Genomic DNA, 21,255 nt, shown 5'->3' with positions numbered 1-21,255 from the left:
AGCCCTCATTAATAAAAGACCGGACTGTGTTAATATAGCCACTATAAAAAAGATATTGCTTCTGTATATACAAGGTTATAAAAGTATTACATACAAATACGTACAGTTGAACAGTTGATTTAGATGTGTTTCACCTGATTCAGCCTGTATTTACACGCCGAAAAATAATTTCAAATTGAAATAATTATATAATGTAATGTTTTACGGTGCAGGCTCTGCCAACACTAAGTTTAATGAAATCTTATCGATCAAGAAGGCGGAAGGAAGGTGCAACTATTGACGTATAGTAAACGCCTGGCGTTATTAATACTGATAGATTCAATCATCGTTACTTTTTCCATTTTTATGTCTCATTATTTTTTAAATCCGTATAGGCATGAGTTCGACCGTTTCATGTTCGTATCATCGGTAACGCTGCTATTAACTCACCACTTGTTCTCATATCTTCTGGACTTATATAAAAAAGTGTGGCGTTATGCGAGTATCGAAGAATTAATCGGTATATTGGTTGCAGTTACAGGTTCTATCGTAGTGACTGCGGTCGAACAACAGTTGATGTTTGGAATGGTATATGAACGGGCGCTGATTGTGACCTGGATGCTCCATATCATATTGATTGGAGGCATACGGTTAGCCTGGCGTTATTACAATACCTATGGATTTAACTTTGCATTAGGGCAGAAAAAAATGAATCAGACAGGGAAGAATGAGGATAAAAAGCGTACGTTGATTGTCGGGGCGGGGTCTGCTGGACAGATGCTGGCACGACAAATGAAGGGGAACGAACAGCAAGATATCAATTTGATAGGTTTTATCGACGATAATTTCACTCTTCATCACTTATCTGTTAACAATGTCCCCGTACTAGGGAACACGAAGGATTTGGCAAGGGTGGTAGAGGAGAAATCGATCAATCATATTGTTATCGCCATGCCTTCTGTCGAACGGGAAAGGGTCAAGGAGATTATTACGGAAGCACAAAGTATAGTAGCGAGTGTCCAAACCCTGCCTATGATTGAAGATATTGCACTGGGTAATGTATCGGTGAGCCAGATTCGTGATGTCTCCATTGAAGACTTGCTTGGACGTGATCCTGTGGAGTTGGATATCGATTCTATTTCTAATGAAATTCACGGCCAGACGGTAATGGTGACAGGGGCAGGAGGATCCATTGGTTCAGAAATTTGCCGCCAGCTGGTAAAGTTCCGCCCTAAAAAATTGCTTTTATTGGGACATGGAGAAAATAGCATTTATAAGATTCATATGGAATTAAAACAGCTGGGGCTCGAAACGGAACTCATCCCGGTTATTGCTGATATTCAGGATAGAGATCGTATCATCCAGCTGGTGAAGGAGTATGTACCAGCCTATATTTATCATGCAGCTGCTCATAAGCATGTTCCTCTGATGGAAGCGAACCCCGATGAAGCTGTGAAAAATAATGTGATTGGAACGAAGAACGTAGCGGAAGCAGCAGATTTAGCTGGCGTCGGTAATTTTGTTCTGATCTCTTCTGATAAAGCAGTTAATCCAACTAATGTGATGGGATCGACAAAGCGGATTGCAGAAATGGTGATTCAGCAGCTGGCCCGGAACAGCAGTACCAAATTCGTAGCGGTACGTTTTGGAAATGTATTAGGGAGCCGTGGGAGTGTCATTCCACTCTTTAAAAAGCAGATTGCCAAGGGTGGACCGGTCACTGTCACTCATCCTGACATGACCAGGTATTTTATGACCATACCAGAAGCATCCCGTCTAGTGTTGCAGGCAGGGGCACTTGCAGGCGGCGGGGAAATATTTGTCCTCGATATGGGAGAACCGGTCAAAATTGTTGATTTAGCAAGTAATCTGATTCAACTCTCGGGGTACAGCATAGAAGAAATCGGTATCGAATATACAGGGATTCGTCCGGGTGAAAAAATGTATGAAGAGCTATTGAATGACAATGAAGCCGATCAAAAGCCGGTGTTCCCTAAGATTTTCGTCGGCAATTCAGTTGAAGTAGACTTTAACCAAGTTGACACACTTATCAGGCAGCATTACATATTTGATCAGCAGTATTTGAAAGATTATGTCCTTTCACTGGCAAATAATGAAGAAGTTCCCTCGTATTCGTTTGTGGAATAGTTATATGGACTGATAATGCAACCGGATTTTTGCTTGGACCAAAGCAAAATCAAAACAAATGAGATGGAGTGACTGGGATGTTTAATGGAAAGAGGTTATTGATTACAGGTGGAACAGGATCCTTCGGCCATGCAGTAATGAATAAATTTTTGCAGACGGATATTAAAGAAATTCGCATTTTTTCAAGAGATGAAAAAAAGCAGGATGACATGCGGAAACAATTCAAAAATGACAAACTCAATTTCTATATTGGAGATGTGAGAGATATCAATAGCGTAAGAAACGCGATGCATGGGATAGATTACGTATTCCACGCGGCCGCTTTGAAGCAGGTGCCATCGTGTGAATTTTTTCCGATAGAAGCTGTGAAGACAAATGTCATGGGTACGGAAAATGTTTTATCCGCTGCTATTGAGCAGAAAGTGGAAAAAGTCATTTGTCTGTCGACCGATAAAGCTGCTTATCCAATTAATGCTATGGGGATTTCTAAAGCAATGATGGAAAAAGTATTTGTAGCAAAAGCGAAAAAAGTTACCGAAGACGAAACCGCGATAACTGGGACAAGGTATGGAAATGTTATGGCGTCAAGAGGTTCTGTCATCCCATTATTCATCAATCAAATCAAGAACAATGAACCCATTACAATTACCAATCCGGAAATGACACGGTTTTTAATGAGCTTAGAAGAAGCTGTTGATTTAGTGGCTTTTGCCTATCAACATGCTGAACCTGGAGATATCATGGTTCAGAAAGCACCTGCTTCTACCATTGGTGATTTGGCACAGGCATTAAAAGAGCTTTTTCAAGCTGATAATGAAATCAAGATCATCGGAACCAGGCACGGTGAAAAGCTTTATGAAACCTTGTTGACGAAAGAAGAGCATATGGTCGCTGAAGATATGGGTGGATTTTACCGTGTACCGGCTGACCAAAGGGACTTGAATTATGATAAGTATTTTGCTGTAGGGGACGAACGCCTTTCCACAGAAGAAGAGTATAATTCCCACAATACGGAACGACTCAATATTGAACAGATCAAACAAAAATTATTAGAGTTGAAATATATCCAAAATGAATTAGAAAGTTGGAATAGTAATGAATATCTTAGTTACCGGGGCTAATGGCTTTTTAGGTAAGAACCTGGTGGCTGAATTGAAGAACCAGGACCATGAAGTCATGCCGTTCACCAGAGATCACACATTAGAAGATTTAGATGTCTCTGTACGTAAGGCGGATTTCATTTTTCACCTTGCAGGAGTAAACCGTCCCAAAAATGAGCAGGAATTCTTTGAAGGAAATAAAGGCTTGACCGAAGAACTGGTTGGTTTATTGAAAAAGCATCAGATGATGAATACGCCGATTGTACTTTCCTCTTCTATTCAAGCGGAAAAGGACAACCCTTACGGCGCTAGCAAGAAACAGGCGGAAGAAGCTATTTTTGATTTTTACGAACAAGCAGAAGCCAGTGCTTATGTGTACCGTCTTCCAAACCTATTTGGGAAATGGTCACGGCCCAATTACAACAGTGTCGTAGCTACATTCTGCCATAACATCGCCAGGGGAGAGGGAATCCAGGTGAATAATCCGGATGCCTTGTTAACTTTAGCCTATATAGATGATGTTCTGGCCGAATTTAAAAAGGCTCTGGAAGGAAAACCAACCTGTGATGGTAAGTATGGCACGGTAAGAACGGTACACCGTATTACCTTGCAGGAGTTAGCCGATACGATTAAAAGTTTTAAGGAAAGCAGAAAAGATCTAAGCATTCCTGATATGGGCGATTCCTTAACGAAAAAATTATACAGCACTTATTTAAGTTATTTACCTACCGACGAGTTTTCTTATGACTTGAAGATGAATGTAGATGATAGAGGGTCGTTTACAGAAATCATGAAAACCCCTGAAAGAGGGCAGGTGTCTGTCAATGTATCCAAGCCTGGAATTACGAAAGGAAACCACTGGCATCACACTAAGAATGAAAAATTCCTGGTTGTCAGCGGAGAAGGGCTAATTCGTTTCCGAAAAATAGATACTGAAGATATTATAGAGTATTTTGTCAGTGGATCGAAACTGGAAGTAGTAGATATCCCTGTCGGCTACACCCATTCTATTGTCAATGTCGGAGAAACAGATCTCGTTACAGTCATGTGGGCAAATGAAAAGTTTGATCCAGACAACCCAGATACGTACTACTTGGAGGTATAGCTTTTATGAAGAAACTTAAAGTAATGACAGTAGTCGGAACCAGACCGGAAATTATCCGACTTTCTGAAGTAATCAAAGCCTGTGATCGTTATTTTGATCATTCGTTAGTGCATACAGGGCAAAATTGGGATTATACGTTGAATGATGTTTTTTTTGAAGAGCTTGGATTGAGAAAACCGGATCATTTTTTAGGGGTTGTCGGCAACAACCTTGGTGAAACAATGGGGAACATTATCGCTTCTTCTTATAATATTCTAAACGAAGTTAAACCCGATGCCCTGTTGATTCTTGGTGATACAAATAGTTGTTTAAGCGCAATTTCTGCGAAAAGGCTCAAGATTCCAGTCTTCCACATGGAAGCCGGAAATCGCTGCTTCGATTTGAATGTGCCTGAAGAAATCAACAGAAAGATCGTAGACCATGTTTCAGATGTTAATCTCGCTTACACTGAGCATAGCAGAAGGTATTTGTTATCAGAAGGAATTCGTAAAGATCATGTCTTCGTTACAGGGTCGCCAATGACAGAAGTTCTACAGAAACATAGAGAAAAAATAGATTACAGTCAGGTCCTAAAATCCTTGGGTGTAAATAAAAATGAATATTTCTTAGTATCTGCTCACAGAGAAGAGAACATCGATAATGAGAAGAATTTTAACTCTTTAATGAATGCCATTAACCATATTGCAGAGAAGTATCAATATCCTGTCGTGTATTCCACGCATCCGAGAAGCTGGAAAAAAATTGAGGATAGAAATTTTAAATTTCACCCTTTGGTGAAGCAAATGAAACCGTTTGGCTTTTTTGACTATAATGCATTGCAGCTGAATGCTTACGTCACGCTATCAGATAGTGGCACGTTATCGGAAGAATCAGCCATCCTCGGATTTCCAGGTGTGTTGATCCGCACTTCAACAGAACGTCCGGAAGTACTGGATAAAGGAACAGTTGTTATCGGCGGCATCAGGGAACAAGAAATCGTGCAGGCAGTAGAGCTGAGCAGAAATATGTGGGAAAACAATGAAGGAGTTGAATTGGCAACAGATTATCAGGATGCCAACGTTTCTACAAAAGTGGTTAAGCTGATTCAAAGCTACACAGATATTATTAATAAAGTCAATTGGCGAAAAGAATAGAAGCGAACAGCATATCAGTTTCATTAGGAAAACTGAACAAAGGACAGTCGATTTTTAAGAAGTCTTATGGGGTGTGTTTGGAGGAAGCTATATGAAGGTATTACAAATAAACTCTGTGTGTGGTTTCGGTAGTACAGGGAGAATCATGGCGGATATCCATGAAATGCTGCTAGCAAAAAACTATGAAAGTCATGTAGCTTATGGCAGGGGAAACACCGCCCTTAAAGAAAATACAATCACAATAGGGTCAAAACCCAGTGTTTATTCGCATGTCCTCAAAACAAGGATACTTGATTTGCATGGGTTTGGTTCCAGAAAAGCGACAGAAGAATTTTTGGAGAAGGTTGAAGAATTGAATCCTGATATCATCCATTTGCATAACATCCATGGTTACTATATGAATGTAGAGCGCTTGTTTGATTACCTCAAAAAAGCTGGTAAACCTGTAATCTGGACATTGCATGACTGCTGGGCATTCACCGGTCATTGTACACATTTTGATTATATTGGGTGTGATAGATGGAAGACAGGCTGTTTTTCTTGTCCACAAAAGAAATCATATCCCAAAAGTGACCTCTGGGATAATTCAAAATTTAATTACAAACATAAGAAGGAAATTTTTTCAGGAGTAGATGACATGACAATTGTTACTCCATCCGTATGGCTGGCTGACTTAGTCCGTGAGTCCTTCTTAGGAGGATATCCAGTCAAAACGATCAATAATGGTGTGAATATCGATTTGTTTAAGCCAACTCCAAGCAGTTTCAAAGAAGAAAATGGATTGCAGGAAAAATTTATGATTTTAGGTGTTGCAAGTGTCTGGAGTAAACAAAAAGGATTTGATTACTTCCTGGAATTATCCAAAAAATTGACTGAGAGGGAAGTTGTTGTTTTAGTAGGGGTGACTGAAGAACAAAAAGAGCTTCTTCCAGCCAATATTGTCGGTATTACCCGAACTTCAAACCAAAAAGAATTAATAGAAATCTATTCTACAGCGGATGTCTTTGTTAATCCTACGTTACAAGATACTTTTCCGACTACAAATATAGAAGCGATGGCATGTGGGGTGCCTGTAATCACCTTTGACTCAGGAGGAAGTGCAGAAATCATTAACTCAGAAACAGGAATCAAGCTGGAAAATAAAACGGTTGATTCCTTGAGGGCTTCGATTACCAAAGTAAAGATGTCGAGTTCAAATTTCATAGAAAAGGGTCAGTTGAGAGCACAGAGCAAGTTTGACAAACAAGAAAAATTTTCGAACTATATCAAGTTATATAAAGAAAAAGTGAAAACAAATAAACTTCAGCCTATTCTGTAATGTATTGATATCAGGTGATTTATACCACCCAGCTTTTTATAAGGTATAGGGAAGAAAATCCAAGTTATATCCAAGGAGAAATAGCTGTGTCAAAACTTAAAAAGATCGCTAATTTTAATCAATTGCCGATAGTCATTTATACGATGGGGAAAGTCGGTTCTCGAAGTATTGTTAAAGAATTGAATCAGAACGGTATTGAACCATTAGATTTACATTGGCTGAATTATACGTACCATACGAAAAAAGATTTGAAATTTCTTCATAAAAAAAAGTTTAAACTTAAGGCTTATGAAGTCGTACACAATATCCTGGTGAAATTAATTTTTAAACTCCAAAAAAAACAAATCAAAGTCCTGACAATCATTCGGGATCCGATTACAGTTCGACACTCTTTTCTGTTTCAGGATCTGCATTTGTTTCTTTACGACTATTTTGAAATGAATAAAGGAACTGCCAGGGAAAATTCAGATGGGGATTTCATGAAAAAAATCATGGATACTTATATAAAGGAAAATTATTTTGTAGAACATTTACAAAATGAGTTATTTGAAACATTGGAAATCAAAGAAGAGAACTTAAATTTCAATAAACAGAGAGGTTATGGCTTTTATAACAACAAAAAGTTTAACATTCTAATGGTGACTCTAGAGAAATTGAACGATAATCACCAGCTTGTAGGAGATTTCCTTGGCATTCCTTTTCATGCCGAGAAATCAAATGATTCCATGCACAAGTGGTATAATCCGTTGAAATCTAAGTTCAGTGAAGAAATCAGCTATGATGAAGGTTATCTTCGTAGGTTTTATCAAGAAAACAGAGTCGATTTATTTTATACCGAAGAAGATATAGAAACATTCATAGCAAAATGGAAAACAAAGGAAACTAGTACGATTAGGCAGAAAATTACTCATCAATAAAGCGAAGCAGCTGCTTTTGCTGCAGGAGGATTTTTATGGCACAAAACCTGGTAAAGAAAGTAGTTACCCAAAACTTTCTATTATATAAGCTATACAGTATGTTCAGGGTTGGGGTGTTTAAAGAAAGGCGTAATTATGTAACCTCGAATACGACATTTTGTGTCGAAGGTTATCCGTCTTCAGCCAATACTTATTTTCAGTATCTTTTAGGCTACATGCTGCCTGATGAAATATATGCGCATCATACGCATTCCTTAGCTTCGGTCAAAGAAAGTAAATTAAAGAATATGCCTGTTGTCATATTGATTAGACAACCTGTAAATACGGTGGCTTCCAGGGTTGTAAGATTTGACTATGATTTAGATAAAGCCATTGATGAATATATATCATTCTATCAATATATCAATAATAATTTAGACCGCTTTTTCATTTTGACTTTTGATGAAATTATTAATTCGGATTTTAGTGATTTATTTAAATATATTGAAGCACATAATCGAAAAATCGATAGGAATTTGACTAAACGTGCGGAAGATTATTCACAGAAAAGAATTGAATTTAAAGAAAAAGACGAATCATTTGTCGCATTGCCAAGTGAACAAAAAAACAAAAAGAAAGAAGAAATTAAAGCAATCATACAAAATCATCGGAACATCGACAAAGCAAATGCCTTATATTCAAATATTGTAGAAAAAAGGAATAAGTTTTTAAGCAACAATTAAAAGCGCAGGGTCATCACAGCCTTGAATCTACTGTTGTAAGAGCTGTTTGATTATCGATCCTGGCTACAGATCATTAAATTGGAGGTCTATTTTATGGCCATATTAGTTACCGGAGGAACTGGTTACATCGGAAGTCATACAGTAGTTGAACTGGTAGATAACGGGTATGATGTTGTGATTGTAGACAATCTAAGTAATAGTAACAGGGTAGTTATCGACCGGCTACAAAAGATTACAGGCATAAAAATAAAAGCTTATTTTATTGATATGCTCGATTACACTGAACTTTCGTTCGTATTTGAAGAGCATGTAATTGAAGCAGTCATTCATTTTGCGGGATACAAATCTGTAGGTGAATCTGTTGCAGAACCTATTAAATATTATAAAAATAATTTACTTAGTACCCTTAATCTTGTAGACATCATGGGAAAAAATGATGTAAAGCAGCTGATTTTCAGTTCATCTGCCACTGTATATGGTGAGGTGGATGACCTGCCTATAACAGAAGATTTTAAGACACATCCTTTAAATCCATATGGTAGAACGAAATTAATGAATGAAGAGATTTTGAAGGATTTATCATCTTCTGATGATGATTGGAAAATTAGTTTATTGCGTTATTTTAATCCTGTGGGAGCTCACCGAAGCGGACTTTTGGGTGAAAATCCAAATGGAGTCCCTACCAATCTCATGCCTTTTATTTCAAAGGTAGCTGCCGGAGATCTTTCAGAACTGAAAGTATTTGGAGATGATTATGATACACCGGATGGGACCGGAATCAGGGATTATATTCATGTGACAGACTTGGCAAAAGGGCATCTGAAGGCACTTGAAAATATTGAAGAACAAGAGTCAATAGACACTTACAATCTTGGTACAGGGGAAGGATATAGTGTAAAAGAAGTAATACAAGCATTTGAACAAGTAACAGGAAACAAAATCCCATACAAAATTGTAGGAAGAAGAGATGGGGATGTACCTGAGTCCTATGCGGAACCAACTAAAGCTTTAAATAAACTAGGATGGAAAACTGAAAAAGGAATTACGGAAATGTGTGAAGACACCTGGAATTGGCAGCAAAAAGAAGGCACCTATAATAGGGTGGATATTTAAAACTGGAATATCGCCAATAGACTGTCAACTTTTTAATAGTTTAGATTAATTCACCAGTAAATAATGAGGCCGATATTTATGTATAAAGGTAAAGAATTTAATATAAAGATCCTATCCATTAATTGGATCTTGTCATTTTTAGTTATTCTGTTTTTGATATTCTTTTATAATTGGTACGATTTTAAAGGAAGCAGTATATTTGTAGTTGTTACATTTTTTATAAATATAATTTATGCAGTAAAAAAACTAATTTGGGATACAACTCAACCTTTTTCTTTTAATGCAGTATTTTGGTTCTTTAATTTGTTGTTTTTAGGCATAACTCCACTTTTCCAGTACACGGTCCAATGGTTCAAGTTAAGAAATCTAGTTATTAATGATACAAGTGTCATAGAATTGAATTTGTTGATTTTGTTGTATATGTTAGTTTTTAGTATTGTTTATAAATTTTCATATAAAAATATGAATAAAGCATACATGGTCGAAATAAAAGAAACAAAAAGAAGTACCAGTTTTTTATATTTCTTGCTTTTATTATTTATCTTATTTATCAATATGTATATAATTGGCCCTGAAAATATGTTTTTAAGGTCTACAAGAACTGTGGGGGAAAGTGGAGGCGAGGAAGTGAGTCTGCTAAGAATCATTCTCGAAGCTTCCCTATTTTCAGCATGTCTGCTGCTATTATTAAATATCGACTATAGCAGAACAAAGCACTATGTATTTAAATGGGCAGTTTATATATTCTCTTTCCTATACCTTTTGACGCTTATTTTTCCAACAAGCCGTGCAAGATTTTTAATAGGAGCTATTTATTTAGGCACTTTTTTATATGTAAGAAGCAACACGGCAAACAAAAAAATACTAATCATCTTCTTAATTGTCGGATTTTTATTTGTTATGCCTATACTGTCTGATATCAGAAACGTAACCAATGCTGGAGAGCTTTTAACAAGTTTCAGTTTAGATATCGACTATGAGTACTTTATTAAAGGAGACTTTTCCCCATATGCAATTGCTTTAGCAACAATTGAATATGTAAAGATAGAGGGGTTAATGTATGGGAGACAAATGCTGTCTAATTTGCTGTTTTTTGTGCCAAGGAATATTTGGCCTGAAAAGGAGTACTCCCTGGGTTATACGATTGCTGATTATTATGATCATGTTATAAATAACATGGCTTCACCCTTGGTGATAGAATTTTTTGTTGATTTTGGGGTGGCCGGGTTAATCATATTCACCGCCGTAATGGCTTTAATCAGCGGAAGGTTGGATAGATTATATTGGTCTTTAGCCAAAATGGATCGAAAATATCTTTTTAATTATATTTATCCTTACGTAGTTCTCATCTTTTTGTTTATCAATAGAGGTGCTTTTATGAGCACCTTTTCCAGGCTTGTTTATTTACTGATGGGCTTTATGATGGTCGCCCCTTTCTGCTTCAAAGGGTTTACTCTATTAAAACTGAATAAGAAAAGTAAGGTTAAAAGTAAACAAAAAAAGCTCCACGTTTCTTATGACGGTATGGATAAGGCATCCCAAAAGGAAGTGGAGAGTTATTAAAAGCACTGATCGACAAGTTAAAGACTCTTTGAGCTTAAGGATGGTTAAGGTGAACTTCAAAAAACTGATAGCTAAAATGACAAGTGGCAATTTCATCATGAAAATCATTGAATCTTTTATTGGAAGAGGTTCTTTCTTACTTTTCACCTTGCTGTTCTCTTATATAAGTGTCCAATTGTATGGGGTGGAAGTCTTTGGCGAGTTCACCTATGCATTCACGCTGGTCCAAGTGTTGATGATTCTGGCTACGGCAGGATTCAATAACGGATTAATGTATTCCATTCCGAAACATGGCTATAAAGATGTGTCGTTCAGCTTTGTTATTAATTTTTTGCTATCCCTCGTAATTGTTGGCGTTGGGTGGGTATTCATTGAGGATCACTATATCAGATGGATGCTTCCTTTAATTTGGCTGTTATCTGCAGAGCAGCTATTCTTCGGAATCTATCGATCGGAAAGAAAGATAAAAGAATATTATGTGATCAATGGTTTAGTAACCATGATTCTAAGAATTGTGCTGATTATCGCTTTCTATTATATAACGGGGAAAAATGAGTATAGCATAGCTTATGGTGTATATGCTTCATTTTTATTCTCGAATGCTATGTACTATTTTTACAACAGGAGAAAAATTAATAAATACACCTTTGATAAAAGTTATTTAAAATACTCTTTAACTTTAATACTGGCATCGCTGCTTGGTGTAATGATCAATAAAATTGATATTTTAATGCTCGGCAGTATGACTACCAAAAGTGATGTAGGTATCTATCAGATTACTGTTCAGGTTTCTAATATTTTATCGGCACTACTGTTGATATTCAATACTGTGTTCGCCCCGGAAATTTCAAGGCTTTTTCATAGCGGACAATTGGAACAAATGAAAAGGATGTATGTGAAAGCTACCAGAATTTTGGCACTTACCTCAGTGACCGTAACAGTTATATTGATTCTTTCCAGTAATTTTATTTTATATTTTTTCGGGGCTGAATTCCTGGAAGGACAAAACGCTCTGATCTTAAGGAGTGTCGCTCATTGTATCAACCTCTCAGTTGGAGGAGTCTGGCTGATGCTTTCGATGACAGGACAGCCAAAATTTCAAATGTATGCAAATATCGTGGCGTTTTTAATCAATATCCTCCTTAACTATTTATTGATTCCTAAATACGGAATTAATGGTGCTGCATTTGCCAGTATGGTTACCATTATATTCACAAACATCGTGGGATATATGATTGTATCCAAACGATTTAATGTAAAGGTTTTTAAGTTTGTGTAAAGTTTAGCAAAATTACGAATAATCAGGTTTATTAAGACAACCAGGATTGATAAAATCAGGATGCCACCTGGATTAGGCGATAAGATAGTATCCTTTTAATGTTACACAAAGGCTGATAAAGAATTTACCCATCAACATTCATATTATCCAAGGGAGTAATAGCAATGAAAATTTTAATGTTACGACCCAACTATTTCCCGGAAGTTGCAGGAGGAACAAGACTGGCCAAAGATTTAGTTGATGATCTGATTGCTGCGGGTCATCAAGTAGAGATGATCACTCCCTTTCCGGTTAAAGTAGATGAGAAAGTTAAAAGAGAATATAAAGCAAAGAAAAATGAAGTTGCTCAGGACGGATCATTAGCTATCAGAAGAATAGATGTTCCAATTGAAGAAAAGAGTTTCCCGAGACGGATCGTCAAAGCATTGTTTGTTTTTCTGGGGATGTACAGGAAAGGCCTGGCTTCTAAGAATCCGGACTTAATCATGACGATTTCAATGCCGCCATTCATTGGTCCGCTTGGTTCCATTTTAGGTAAAACCAAGAAGGTCCCAGTCGTTTATTGGGAACAGGATATCATTTCTAAGTCTATAAAAAAGGACAGTAAAATAGGAAATTGGCTTCTTAAGACTTTAATGAAGAAAGTTATAAGAACACTTGAAACATTTACTGTAAAAACCAGTACACATACCATTGCTATATCAAACAAATTTAAAAACTATCATTTGCAAGAGGATAAGTTGAATCCTGAAAAAATATCCACCATTTATAATTGGATTGATACGAGCCAGGTCAATTACGTAAAGCGGGAAAATAATGAATTGTTTCAAGAGCTGGGGTTAGACAAGGACAAGTTCTATGTCACTTATTGCGGAAATATAGGGTATCCCCATAACCTGGAAACTTTTATTGAAGCAGCGAAAAAATTAGAGAGTTATCCTGATATCGAATTTTTAATATTTGGGGAAGGGTCAAGGAAAGAGGCAATCCAACGTCACAGAGAGAAGCTGAATGCACAAAACGTAAAGATGTATCCATTGGTACCGCTCGATAAAGCATCATTAGCTTATAGTATCGGAGATATCAGTATTGTGATTGGACAAGCAGGAACTTCAGAGAACGGATTTCCGAGCAAGACCTGGAGCATCATGTCTGCTGCAAGACCAGTAGTAAGTTCGTTTGATATAGATAGTGAACTTACCAATATAATAAGAGACAATGAGGCAGGAATTGCTGTTCCTCCGGAGGATAGCAACGCATTAAAAGAGGCTATATTAACCATCTATCATGACAGGAGCCTGATTGATCAGATGGGGCGAAACGGTCTTAATTATGTTGAAAATAATATATCCCGTGAAGAAACAACAGCTGAGATTATAGACTTGTTCGAAACATTACATACCCAAAATAAGGAGGGGCGCAAATGACATACACACCCGTAATCATTATAGGAGCAGGACGGTCTGGCACGAATATGCTGAGGGATACACTCACGCAGATAAATGGAGTAAACACTTGGCCGTGTGATGAAATCAACTATATATGGAGACACCATAATGTGACCTATCCGAATGATGAATTTGATGCCGGACTTGCGACAGAACGGGTCAAACGGTATATCAGGAAAGAATTCGACAAGATGGCAAACGCAGCCCCTACTACCCATCTAGTAGAAAAGACTTGCGCAAATTCCCTAAGGGTCGATTTTGTTTATGAAGTTTTTCCTGAAGCAAAATATATCCACATCATACGGGATGGAAGAGATGTAGTGGAATCAGCTAAAAAGCGGTGGACCGCTTCGCTTGACCCATCTTATATTTCCAAAAAGCTGCAATTCGTTCCTAAATCCGATCTTCCTATTTATGGCTTCCGCTATCTTTGGAACCGGGTATATAAATTGGCATCCCGGGAAAAACGGCTGGCTTATTGGGGGCCTAAGTTCAACCGTATGGAACAAGCCCAAGAAAGGTATTCTTTAGAACAAGTATGTGCTCTTCAATGGAAAGCATGTGTAGATAAAGCGGAAGAATCCTTCGGCAATATCCCGGAAGAGCAAGTATATACCGTTTATTATGAAGAGTTGACAGCCAGACCAGCGGAGGAAATCGCAAAAATCTGTGACTTTTTAGGAATTGCATATAACAATGATACGCTGGAGTCAATTACTGCTGACATAAATAACAAAAGTGTCGGTAAAGGCTTACAAAAGCTTAATGAAAGTGATCTGTTAGAAAGTATCCATTCTATAACAAACCCAACACTGGAGAAGCATGGTTATGGGAAAGAATATGTCGCAAAAGCATAAAGATATCAAACGTTCATTCGATCTATTATTTTCTTTTATTGGTTTGTTTTTGTTTGGCTGGCTTATTCTGATTGCCTACATCATCGCAGCAATTGAAACAAAAAGCAGTGGATTTTTTGTTCAGAAACGGATTGGCATGATGGGAAAAGCATTTCGAGTAATTAAAATTAAAACAATGAAGAAAGTGCCGAACCAGAACTCGACGGTTACCACATCAGATGATGTTCGCATTACCAAAAGCGGTAAGATATTCAGGAAATTAAAAATTGATGAACTGCCGCAGCTTTTCAATGTATTTATAGGTGACATGAGTTTCGTTGGCCCAAGGCCCGATGTGGAAGGTTATGCTGACCAATTGCAAGGGGAAGATCGTATTGTGCTTTCAATCAGGCCAGGCATCACGGGCCCTGCAACTTTGTACTATCGAAACGAAGAAGAAATATTAGCTAACCAGCAAGATCCGGAAAAGTATAACAATGACGTCATCTACCCTCACAAAACGGAGATGAATAAAAACTATATCTATAATTATTCTTTTTTTAAGGATATTTATTATATTTTCAAAACTATATTTTAGTAAATTTAGGAGTGTTAAAATGACAAATCAACCACACGGTGGAAAACTAGTAAACCGCGAACTTAGTAAACAGGAAAAAGAAAAAGCTGTAGAAAATGCAAAATCTTTAAAGCAAATTACAGCAAACCCATGGGTTATCTCTGATCTTGAACTGATAGGTATAGGTGGTTTCAGTCCACTGGAAGGGTTTATGGGTCAAAAAGATTATGAACGAGTCGTCAAAGAGCTTCGCTTAAGTGACGGCAATATTTGGAGTATCCCAATTACATTGCCTGTCACAGAAGACCAGGCGGAAGAAATCGAAACCGGCGAAGAAGTAGCACTGGCAGGCGAAGACGGTGTGATATATGGAACGATTCAGGTAGAAGAAAAGTATACGTATGATAAGGAATTGGAAGCGCAATATGTCTACGGCACGATCGAAGAAGCACATCCTGGCGTCAAAAAAATATATGATAAAGGAAACGTCTATATAGGCGGACCGATTACATTGCTTAATCGACCGGATCACAGTCGTTTTGAGGATTACTATATGGATCCGGCAGAAACACGTCAAATGTTTGACGACCTTGGATGGAAGACCATTGTTGGCTTTCAGACACGTAATCCAGTTCACCGGGCTCACGAGCATATTCAAAAGACTGCTCTTGAAGCAGTAGATGGACTTTTATTAAACCCACTTGTAGGGGAAACAAAATCGGATGATATCCCGGCTGATGTTCGTATGGAAAGCTATGAAGTTATCTTGAAAAATTATTATGTAGATGATCGGGTCCGACTCGTCATTTATCCAGCAGCAATGCGATATGCAGGACCTCGCGAGGCGATTCTACATGCGATTGTGCGCAAGAACTATGGCTGCACCCACTTTATTGTTGGGCGTGACCATGCTGGTGTAGGTGATTATTATGGCACTTACGACGCACAGGATTTAATCGCCGAATATGAAGAAGAGCTTGGAATCAACATTTTCAAGTTTGAACATGCTTTCTATTGTACAGTATGTGAAAATATGGCTTCAGCAAAAACTTGCCCGCACGACAAGGAAAACCATGTCCACTTAAGCGGTACGAAAGTTCGTGAATTGCTTCGTAACGGGGAAAGACCTCCGAAAGAGTTTTCACGTCCAGAAGTTGCAGATGTCCTGATCAAAGGAATGAAGCAGCCAACAAGCTGAGGGAGATAAATAATGAATGCAGAAATGATCATCGTGATAATCGCGATTATCTTCATGCTGGTCGGTCTATTTTTTGAAATAGCCCGGCCAGACCTACTTGTTTTCTTTACGCTGTTCTTTTTTATTATAACGGGTATTGTGAGCACGGAAGAGGCGCTTGTTGGTTTCTCCAATGAGGGTATGCTGACAATCGGACTATTATTTATTGTCGCAAGAGTTTTTGAGCGCAGCGGTTTAGTAGAGCGGCTGGTTTCCTCGTTATTAAAAAAAGCCCGGTCACGAAGAGGTGCAATGTTTCGGCTGCTAGTGCCTATATCAGGCTTTTCCGGGTTCTTAAATAATACCCCCATCGTCGTTACGTTGACACCTATTATCCGTAAGTGGGCTTCGGACCATAACATTTCCCCTTCAAAGTTTCTCATTCCCCTGTCTTATGCAGCTATATTAGGGGGGACTATCACGTTAATGGGGACTTCTACTAATCTGGTCGTTCATGGATTACTGCTTGATTTTGGAGAAGAAGGCTTTTCTTTTTTTGAACTGGCCTGGGTGGGGATTCCTATTACCATAATAGGGCTGGTTTATTTAATTTTAATTGGACACCATCTATTGCCGGATTATAAAAGCTTAATAGAAAAAGTGCGAGAAAATACAAAAGATTATTTAAGTGAAATGGTAGTAATGGATGATTTTCCATACAAAGGAGAAACGGTTGAACATGCCCAGTTGCGCAATCTAAAAGGGCTTTATTTAATTGAAATAATCCGGGAAAACAATAGGATTTCACCAGTTACTGGTGAAACTAAGGTGCTTAATGGTGACCGGTTAATATTCTCCGGTATGATTTCTACCATTGCTGATCTACAGAAGCGTAAGGGTCTGAAGCTGGATACAGGGACTGACTTAACATTAGATCATATTAGTAATGGGAATAACCAATTAGTAGAAGTGGTAGTTTCCCATCAGTCTTCCTTATTAGGAAAAAGCATAAAAGAAAGTCGTTTTCGGAAAAAATATGATGCTGGTGTCCTTGCTGTCCATAGAAATGATGAAAGGGTCCAGGGTAAAATTGGGGATATTATCCCTAAGTCAGGTGATTTAATGCTTTTAATTACAGGCCCTGATTTTGAGAGTAATTTAGAGGATAAAAATGATTTTTATCTTACTACTCCCATAGAAAATGAAAAATTTCAGGAGAATGAGAGAAAAGGTTGGTTCTCTCTCCTGCTTTTGATAAGCATGATTAGTTTAGTAACTTTTGGTTTATTATCTATTTTTAAAGCAATGGTAATTACTGTAGGAATATTAATCGCAACTAAGGTTATATCAACCAGGGAAGCAAAGGCTTCTGTACAATTTCAAGTCCTGTTACTTATTGCGAGTGCGTTAGGAATTGGTAATGTTATCATCCAGACTGGTACTGCAAATTGGATAGCTAAGGAAGTGGTTTCCGTATTAGAACCGCTTGGGTTATTAGCTATTTTGATAACTATTTATGTTTTAACTAACTTGTTTACCGAATTAATTACCAATAATGCTGCTGCAGTAATCATGTTTCCTATCGGTTATGAGATTGCTATCAACACAGGGATTGAACCGATGGGGGTAGCTGTTTTGGTAGCGGTAGCTGCCTCTGCCAGCTTTTTATCTCCAATTGGTTATCAGACTAATTTGATTGTATACGGGCCAGGGGGATACTCTTTTAAAGATTATATTAAAGCTGGTTTTCCCCTGACATTGATCGTAATGATTTCAACTGTCCTGATTGTTTATTATAAATTTATTTAGAAGGAGTGGTTATTAATGAAGTCTTCCAACATTACCTGGCATGAATCAACTGTTAATAAAGAAGAACGCCAACAAATGAATAATCATAAAAGTCCGGTACTTTGGTTTACAGGTCTTTCTGGTTCTGGAAAGTCCACTGTATCAGTAGCATTAGAAAATGCACTACATGAACGTGGCATCCGTTCTTATCGTTTAGATGGAGATAACATCAGACATGGGCTTAATAAAAACTTAGGTTTCAGTCCGGAAGATCGTAAGGAAAATATACGTCGTATCGGTGAAGTTGCAAAGCTGATGAACGATGCCGGCTTAGTAACATTAACTGCATTTATATCCCCTTACCGTGAAGATCGTGACCAAGTACGAGAGTTGCTGGGAGAGGGTGAATTTATTGAGGTTTTCGTAAAATGTTCCTTGGAAGAGTGTGAGAAACGTGATCCAAAAGGTCTTTATCAGAAGGCGCGTTCAGGTGAAATCAAAGGGTTTACTGGTATAGACGCTCCTTATGAAGAACCGGATAGTCCAGAAGTGGTAGTGGAAACGGATAAACAAACTTTAGAGGAATCCGTTGATACCATTATCGACCATCTGATGAAAAATAACTGTATATAATAGTTGGAATCGTCAGCAATTCGCTGACGATTTTCCTTATCCCCCAAGGAGGAGTACTATGCAAAAAATAATTGAAGCATCATTAGAAGCAGGCAAGGAAATTATGAAGATTTATAACACCGACTTCGAGGTGGAATATAAAGAGGATGAGTCGCCCTTAACGCTTGCTGATCAACGATCACATGAAATCATTAAAGAGGTTCTTCAAACGAACTACCCAGATATCCCGATCCTTAGCGAAGAAGGTAAACATCTTCCTTATGAGGAACGTAAACAATGGAAAGAATTTTGGTTAGTTGACCCCATTGACGGTACGAAAGAGTTTATTAAAAAGAATGGGGAGTTTACGGTTAATATTGCTCTGATTCGTGACGGCAAACCAGTAATGGGAGTAGTCTATGCGCCTGCTCTTGATGAACTTTACACAGCTGTAGAAGGTAAGGGGGCATTTAAAGCGACCAAAGCCTTGGAAGCTGAAGTAAATAAAGCAAATAAGCTGCCATTACAAGATTCAGATTCTACTATTGCCAGAGTGGTGGCAAGTCGTTCACACATGTCTGAGGAAACAAAAGAATTTATTAAGGAACTTGAAAAGGAATATGATAAAGTTGAAACAATTTCAGCCGGCAGTTCCCTAAAGCTATGTCTGATTGCAGAAGGGAAAGCGGATTACTACCCACGTTACGCCCCGACAATGGAATGGGATACAGGTGCAGGTCAGGCGATTGTAGAGCTTTCAGGCGGTACAGTGAACGTAGCAGAAGAGCAAAAGCCGCTTGTTTACAACAAAGAAGTTTTAAAAAATCCATGGTTTTTAGCTAGGAGGGCTGATTAATCTTGAAACGTATTTTTCTATCTTCTCCTCATATGAGTGGAAATGAACAAAAATACATACAAGAGGCATTTGACTTGAATTGGGTAGCCCCGCTAGGAAATAATGTTGACCAATTTGAAAAAGACTTAGCTGCCTATAATAATATGGCAGGTGCATCTGTGCTTACATCTGGAACAGCTGCAATCCACATCGCTTTAAGGTTGTTGGGTGTGTCTGATGGGGATAAAGTAATTTGTTCAAGTTTAACTTTTATTGCAAGTGCTAACCCAATTTTGTACCAAGGTGCAGAACCGGTATTTATAGATTCTGAACCTGATACATGGAATATGTCGCCCCAGGCTTTAGAAAGAGCATTACAGGATGCTGAGGCTAAAGGTCAACTGCCCAAAACAGTTATAATTGTAAATTTATATGGGCAAAGCGCAAAAATCGATGAATTGAAAGAGATTTGCGATCGATATGAAGTTCCCATTATTGAAGATGCAGCTGAATCCCTTGGCAGTGAATATAAAGGGAAAAAAAGTGGATCTTTCGGTAAGTTTGGTATCTACTCCTTTAATGGAAACAAAATTATTACTACTTCCGGTGGTGGTGCTTTAGTTTCGAACGATAAAGAAGTCCTCAACAAATCAAGATTTCTGGCCACCCAGGCACGGGATCAAGCAATACATTATCAACATAGTGAACTGGGGTACAATTATCGAATGAGCAATATTGTTGCTGGAATTGGACGAGCTCAATTAGAAGTATTGGATGAACGTGTAGCTAGGCGCCGGGAGGTTTTTCAAAACTATTTCGAAGCTTTTAAAGACCAGCCAGGCTTTGATTTTATGCCGGAACTGGAAGGTACAAAATCGAACCGCTGGTTGACTGCATTGACGATTGATCCAGAGGAAGCCGGTATCACGAATATGGATATCATTCATGCTTTGGGAGAAGAAAATATCGAAGCCCGTCCGGTGTGGAAACCATTACACCTGCAACCGCTTTTTGAGGGCAGTAAATATTATTCTCACAAGGAAGGATACAGTTATTCAGATGATTTGTTCAATTATGGTCTTTGTCTGCCTTCAGGTTCAAATATGACGGAAGAGCAGCAACATAGAGTTATTCATACTATTAAAAAATTAATGTAAGGAGAAAGGGGCCGCCCTATAAGTCTATTACAGACCTATGGGATAGCCCCTTTTGTATCTAATGAAAATTTTAAAACCTACGTGTTGGAAATCTTAAAAAATCTTCTTCACTGAATGCAGGACTATTTGGTGAAATATGTAGTGCTTTATCCGTGTTTCTTTCATATGTAAGTTTTCAGTGTGGAATGACATAGGTTTGATCCACCTCTGCCATCTTTTTGATCCACTTCGGACAAGAAAATGACCCACTCGTGCCATACTTCTAATGGAAATGTTTGGGCCAGGTTCAGACACCCTGTGTGGCGTTAGATAAGTAATATGACTATAACCGCTAAATCACCGGGCATTTTAGGAAAGTATTTTAGTCAAAAAATTATCCTCCCAGGCCTTTTCAGAATAACTGCGGTGCCTTTCGTGGTGGTTTACACAGGCAGCAGGTACGTTGATT

The 21,255-nt window shown here is 38.0% G+C and carries 18 protein-coding genes; all 18 read left to right on the top strand.

The annotated features are described in order from the left end of the window. The first annotated feature begins 276 nt into the window (after window positions 1-276). The 18 genes from P855_RS0113100 (at window position 277) to P855_RS0113015 (ending at window position 20,807) form a co-directional block, all read left to right on the top strand. Entirely contained in the window at window positions 277-2,127 is a 1,851-nt protein-coding gene (locus tag P855_RS0113100; protein WP_028783994.1) for a polysaccharide biosynthesis protein, read from the top strand. Window positions 2,128-2,204: 77 nt separating this feature from the next. Then, window positions 2,205-3,248, top strand: a complete 1,044-nt coding sequence (locus P855_RS0113095) for a polysaccharide biosynthesis protein (protein ID WP_028783993.1) — start codon at window positions 2,205-2,207, stop codon at window positions 3,246-3,248. After that, window positions 3,223-4,332 carry an NAD-dependent epimerase/dehydratase family protein gene (locus P855_RS0113090; protein ID WP_028783992.1) on the top strand — a complete coding sequence of 370 codons (1,110 nt, stop codon included), beginning with the start codon at window positions 3,223-3,225 and terminating at the stop codon, window positions 4,330-4,332. Before P855_RS0113095 ends, P855_RS0113090 begins: the two co-directional genes overlap by 26 nt. Window positions 4,333-4,337: 5 nt before the next feature. Continuing rightward, the gene (gene wecB, locus P855_RS0113085; RefSeq protein WP_028783991.1) at window positions 4,338-5,465 is read left to right on the top strand and encodes a non-hydrolyzing UDP-N-acetylglucosamine 2-epimerase; all 1,128 of its coding nucleotides are present in this window, start codon (window positions 4,338-4,340) and stop codon (window positions 5,463-5,465) included. A gap of 91 nt (window positions 5,466-5,556) precedes the next feature. Next, window positions 5,557-6,783 (top strand): glycosyltransferase, encoded by a 1,227-nt coding sequence (locus P855_RS0113080; RefSeq protein WP_028783990.1) that lies wholly within the window; start codon window positions 5,557-5,559, stop codon window positions 6,781-6,783. An 86-nt stretch (window positions 6,784-6,869) separates the two neighbouring features. Next, complete coding sequence (locus P855_RS0113075; RefSeq protein WP_028783989.1) at window positions 6,870-7,700, top strand: putative capsular polysaccharide synthesis family protein; 831 nt, start codon at window positions 6,870-6,872, stop codon at window positions 7,698-7,700. 35 nt (window positions 7,701-7,735) lie between these two features. Then, entirely contained in the window at window positions 7,736-8,422 is a 687-nt protein-coding gene (locus tag P855_RS0113070) for a hypothetical protein (protein WP_028783988.1), read from the top strand. 93 nt (window positions 8,423-8,515) lie between these two features. Beyond that, on the top strand, window positions 8,516-9,535 hold the full coding sequence (gene galE / locus P855_RS0113065) for a UDP-glucose 4-epimerase GalE (protein ID WP_028783987.1): 1,020 nt from the start codon (window positions 8,516-8,518) through the stop codon (window positions 9,533-9,535). Window positions 9,536-9,613: 78 nt separating this feature from the next. After that, entirely contained in the window at window positions 9,614-11,098 is a 1,485-nt protein-coding gene (locus P855_RS0113060) for an O-antigen polymerase (protein ID WP_028783986.1), read from the top strand. 49 nt (window positions 11,099-11,147) lie between these two features. After that, the gene (locus P855_RS0113055) at window positions 11,148-12,377 is read left to right on the top strand and encodes a polysaccharide biosynthesis C-terminal domain-containing protein (protein ID WP_028783985.1); all 1,230 of its coding nucleotides are present in this window, start codon (window positions 11,148-11,150) and stop codon (window positions 12,375-12,377) included. A gap of 164 nt (window positions 12,378-12,541) precedes the next feature. Next, window positions 12,542-13,804 carry a glycosyltransferase family 4 protein gene (locus P855_RS0113050; protein WP_028783984.1) on the top strand — a complete coding sequence of 421 codons (1,263 nt, stop codon included), beginning with the start codon at window positions 12,542-12,544 and terminating at the stop codon, window positions 13,802-13,804. Then, window positions 13,801-14,682: a sulfotransferase family protein gene (locus P855_RS0113045; protein WP_028783983.1), complete on the top strand. Its 882-nt coding sequence runs from the start codon at window positions 13,801-13,803 to the stop codon at window positions 14,680-14,682. The genes P855_RS0113050 and P855_RS0113045 overlap by 4 nt, the downstream gene beginning before the upstream one ends. Further along, on the top strand, window positions 14,654-15,259 hold the full coding sequence (locus P855_RS0113040) for a sugar transferase (protein ID WP_028783982.1): 606 nt from the start codon (window positions 14,654-14,656) through the stop codon (window positions 15,257-15,259). Before P855_RS0113045 ends, P855_RS0113040 begins: the two co-directional genes overlap by 29 nt. A gap of 19 nt (window positions 15,260-15,278) precedes the next feature. Then, window positions 15,279-16,436 (top strand): sulfate adenylyltransferase, encoded by a 1,158-nt coding sequence (sat, locus tag P855_RS0113035; RefSeq protein ID WP_028783981.1) that lies wholly within the window; start codon window positions 15,279-15,281, stop codon window positions 16,434-16,436. A 12-nt stretch (window positions 16,437-16,448) separates the two neighbouring features. Continuing rightward, the gene (locus P855_RS0113030; RefSeq protein ID WP_028783980.1) at window positions 16,449-18,224 is read left to right on the top strand and encodes an SLC13 family permease; all 1,776 of its coding nucleotides are present in this window, start codon (window positions 16,449-16,451) and stop codon (window positions 18,222-18,224) included. Between the two features lie 15 nt (window positions 18,225-18,239). Beyond that, window positions 18,240-18,836 carry an adenylyl-sulfate kinase gene (gene cysC / locus P855_RS0113025; RefSeq protein WP_028783979.1) on the top strand — a complete coding sequence of 199 codons (597 nt, stop codon included), beginning with the start codon at window positions 18,240-18,242 and terminating at the stop codon, window positions 18,834-18,836. A 58-nt stretch (window positions 18,837-18,894) separates the two neighbouring features. Next, entirely contained in the window at window positions 18,895-19,671 is a 777-nt protein-coding gene (cysQ, locus tag P855_RS0113020; protein ID WP_028783978.1) for a 3'(2'),5'-bisphosphate nucleotidase CysQ, read from the top strand. Window positions 19,672-19,703: 32 nt separating this feature from the next. Beyond that, complete coding sequence (locus P855_RS0113015; protein WP_051353271.1) at window positions 19,704-20,807, top strand: DegT/DnrJ/EryC1/StrS family aminotransferase; 1,104 nt, start codon at window positions 19,704-19,706, stop codon at window positions 20,805-20,807. The last annotated feature ends 448 nt before the right edge of the window (window positions 20,808-21,255 follow it).

This window comes from Thalassobacillus devorans MSP14, assembly GCF_000496835.1.
GTDB lineage: Bacteria > Bacillota > Bacilli > Bacillales > Halobacillaceae > Thalassobacillus > Thalassobacillus devorans_B.
The sequence above is the reverse complement of the archived record's forward strand: the minus strand, read 5'-3'. Positions and strand labels throughout refer to the sequence as shown.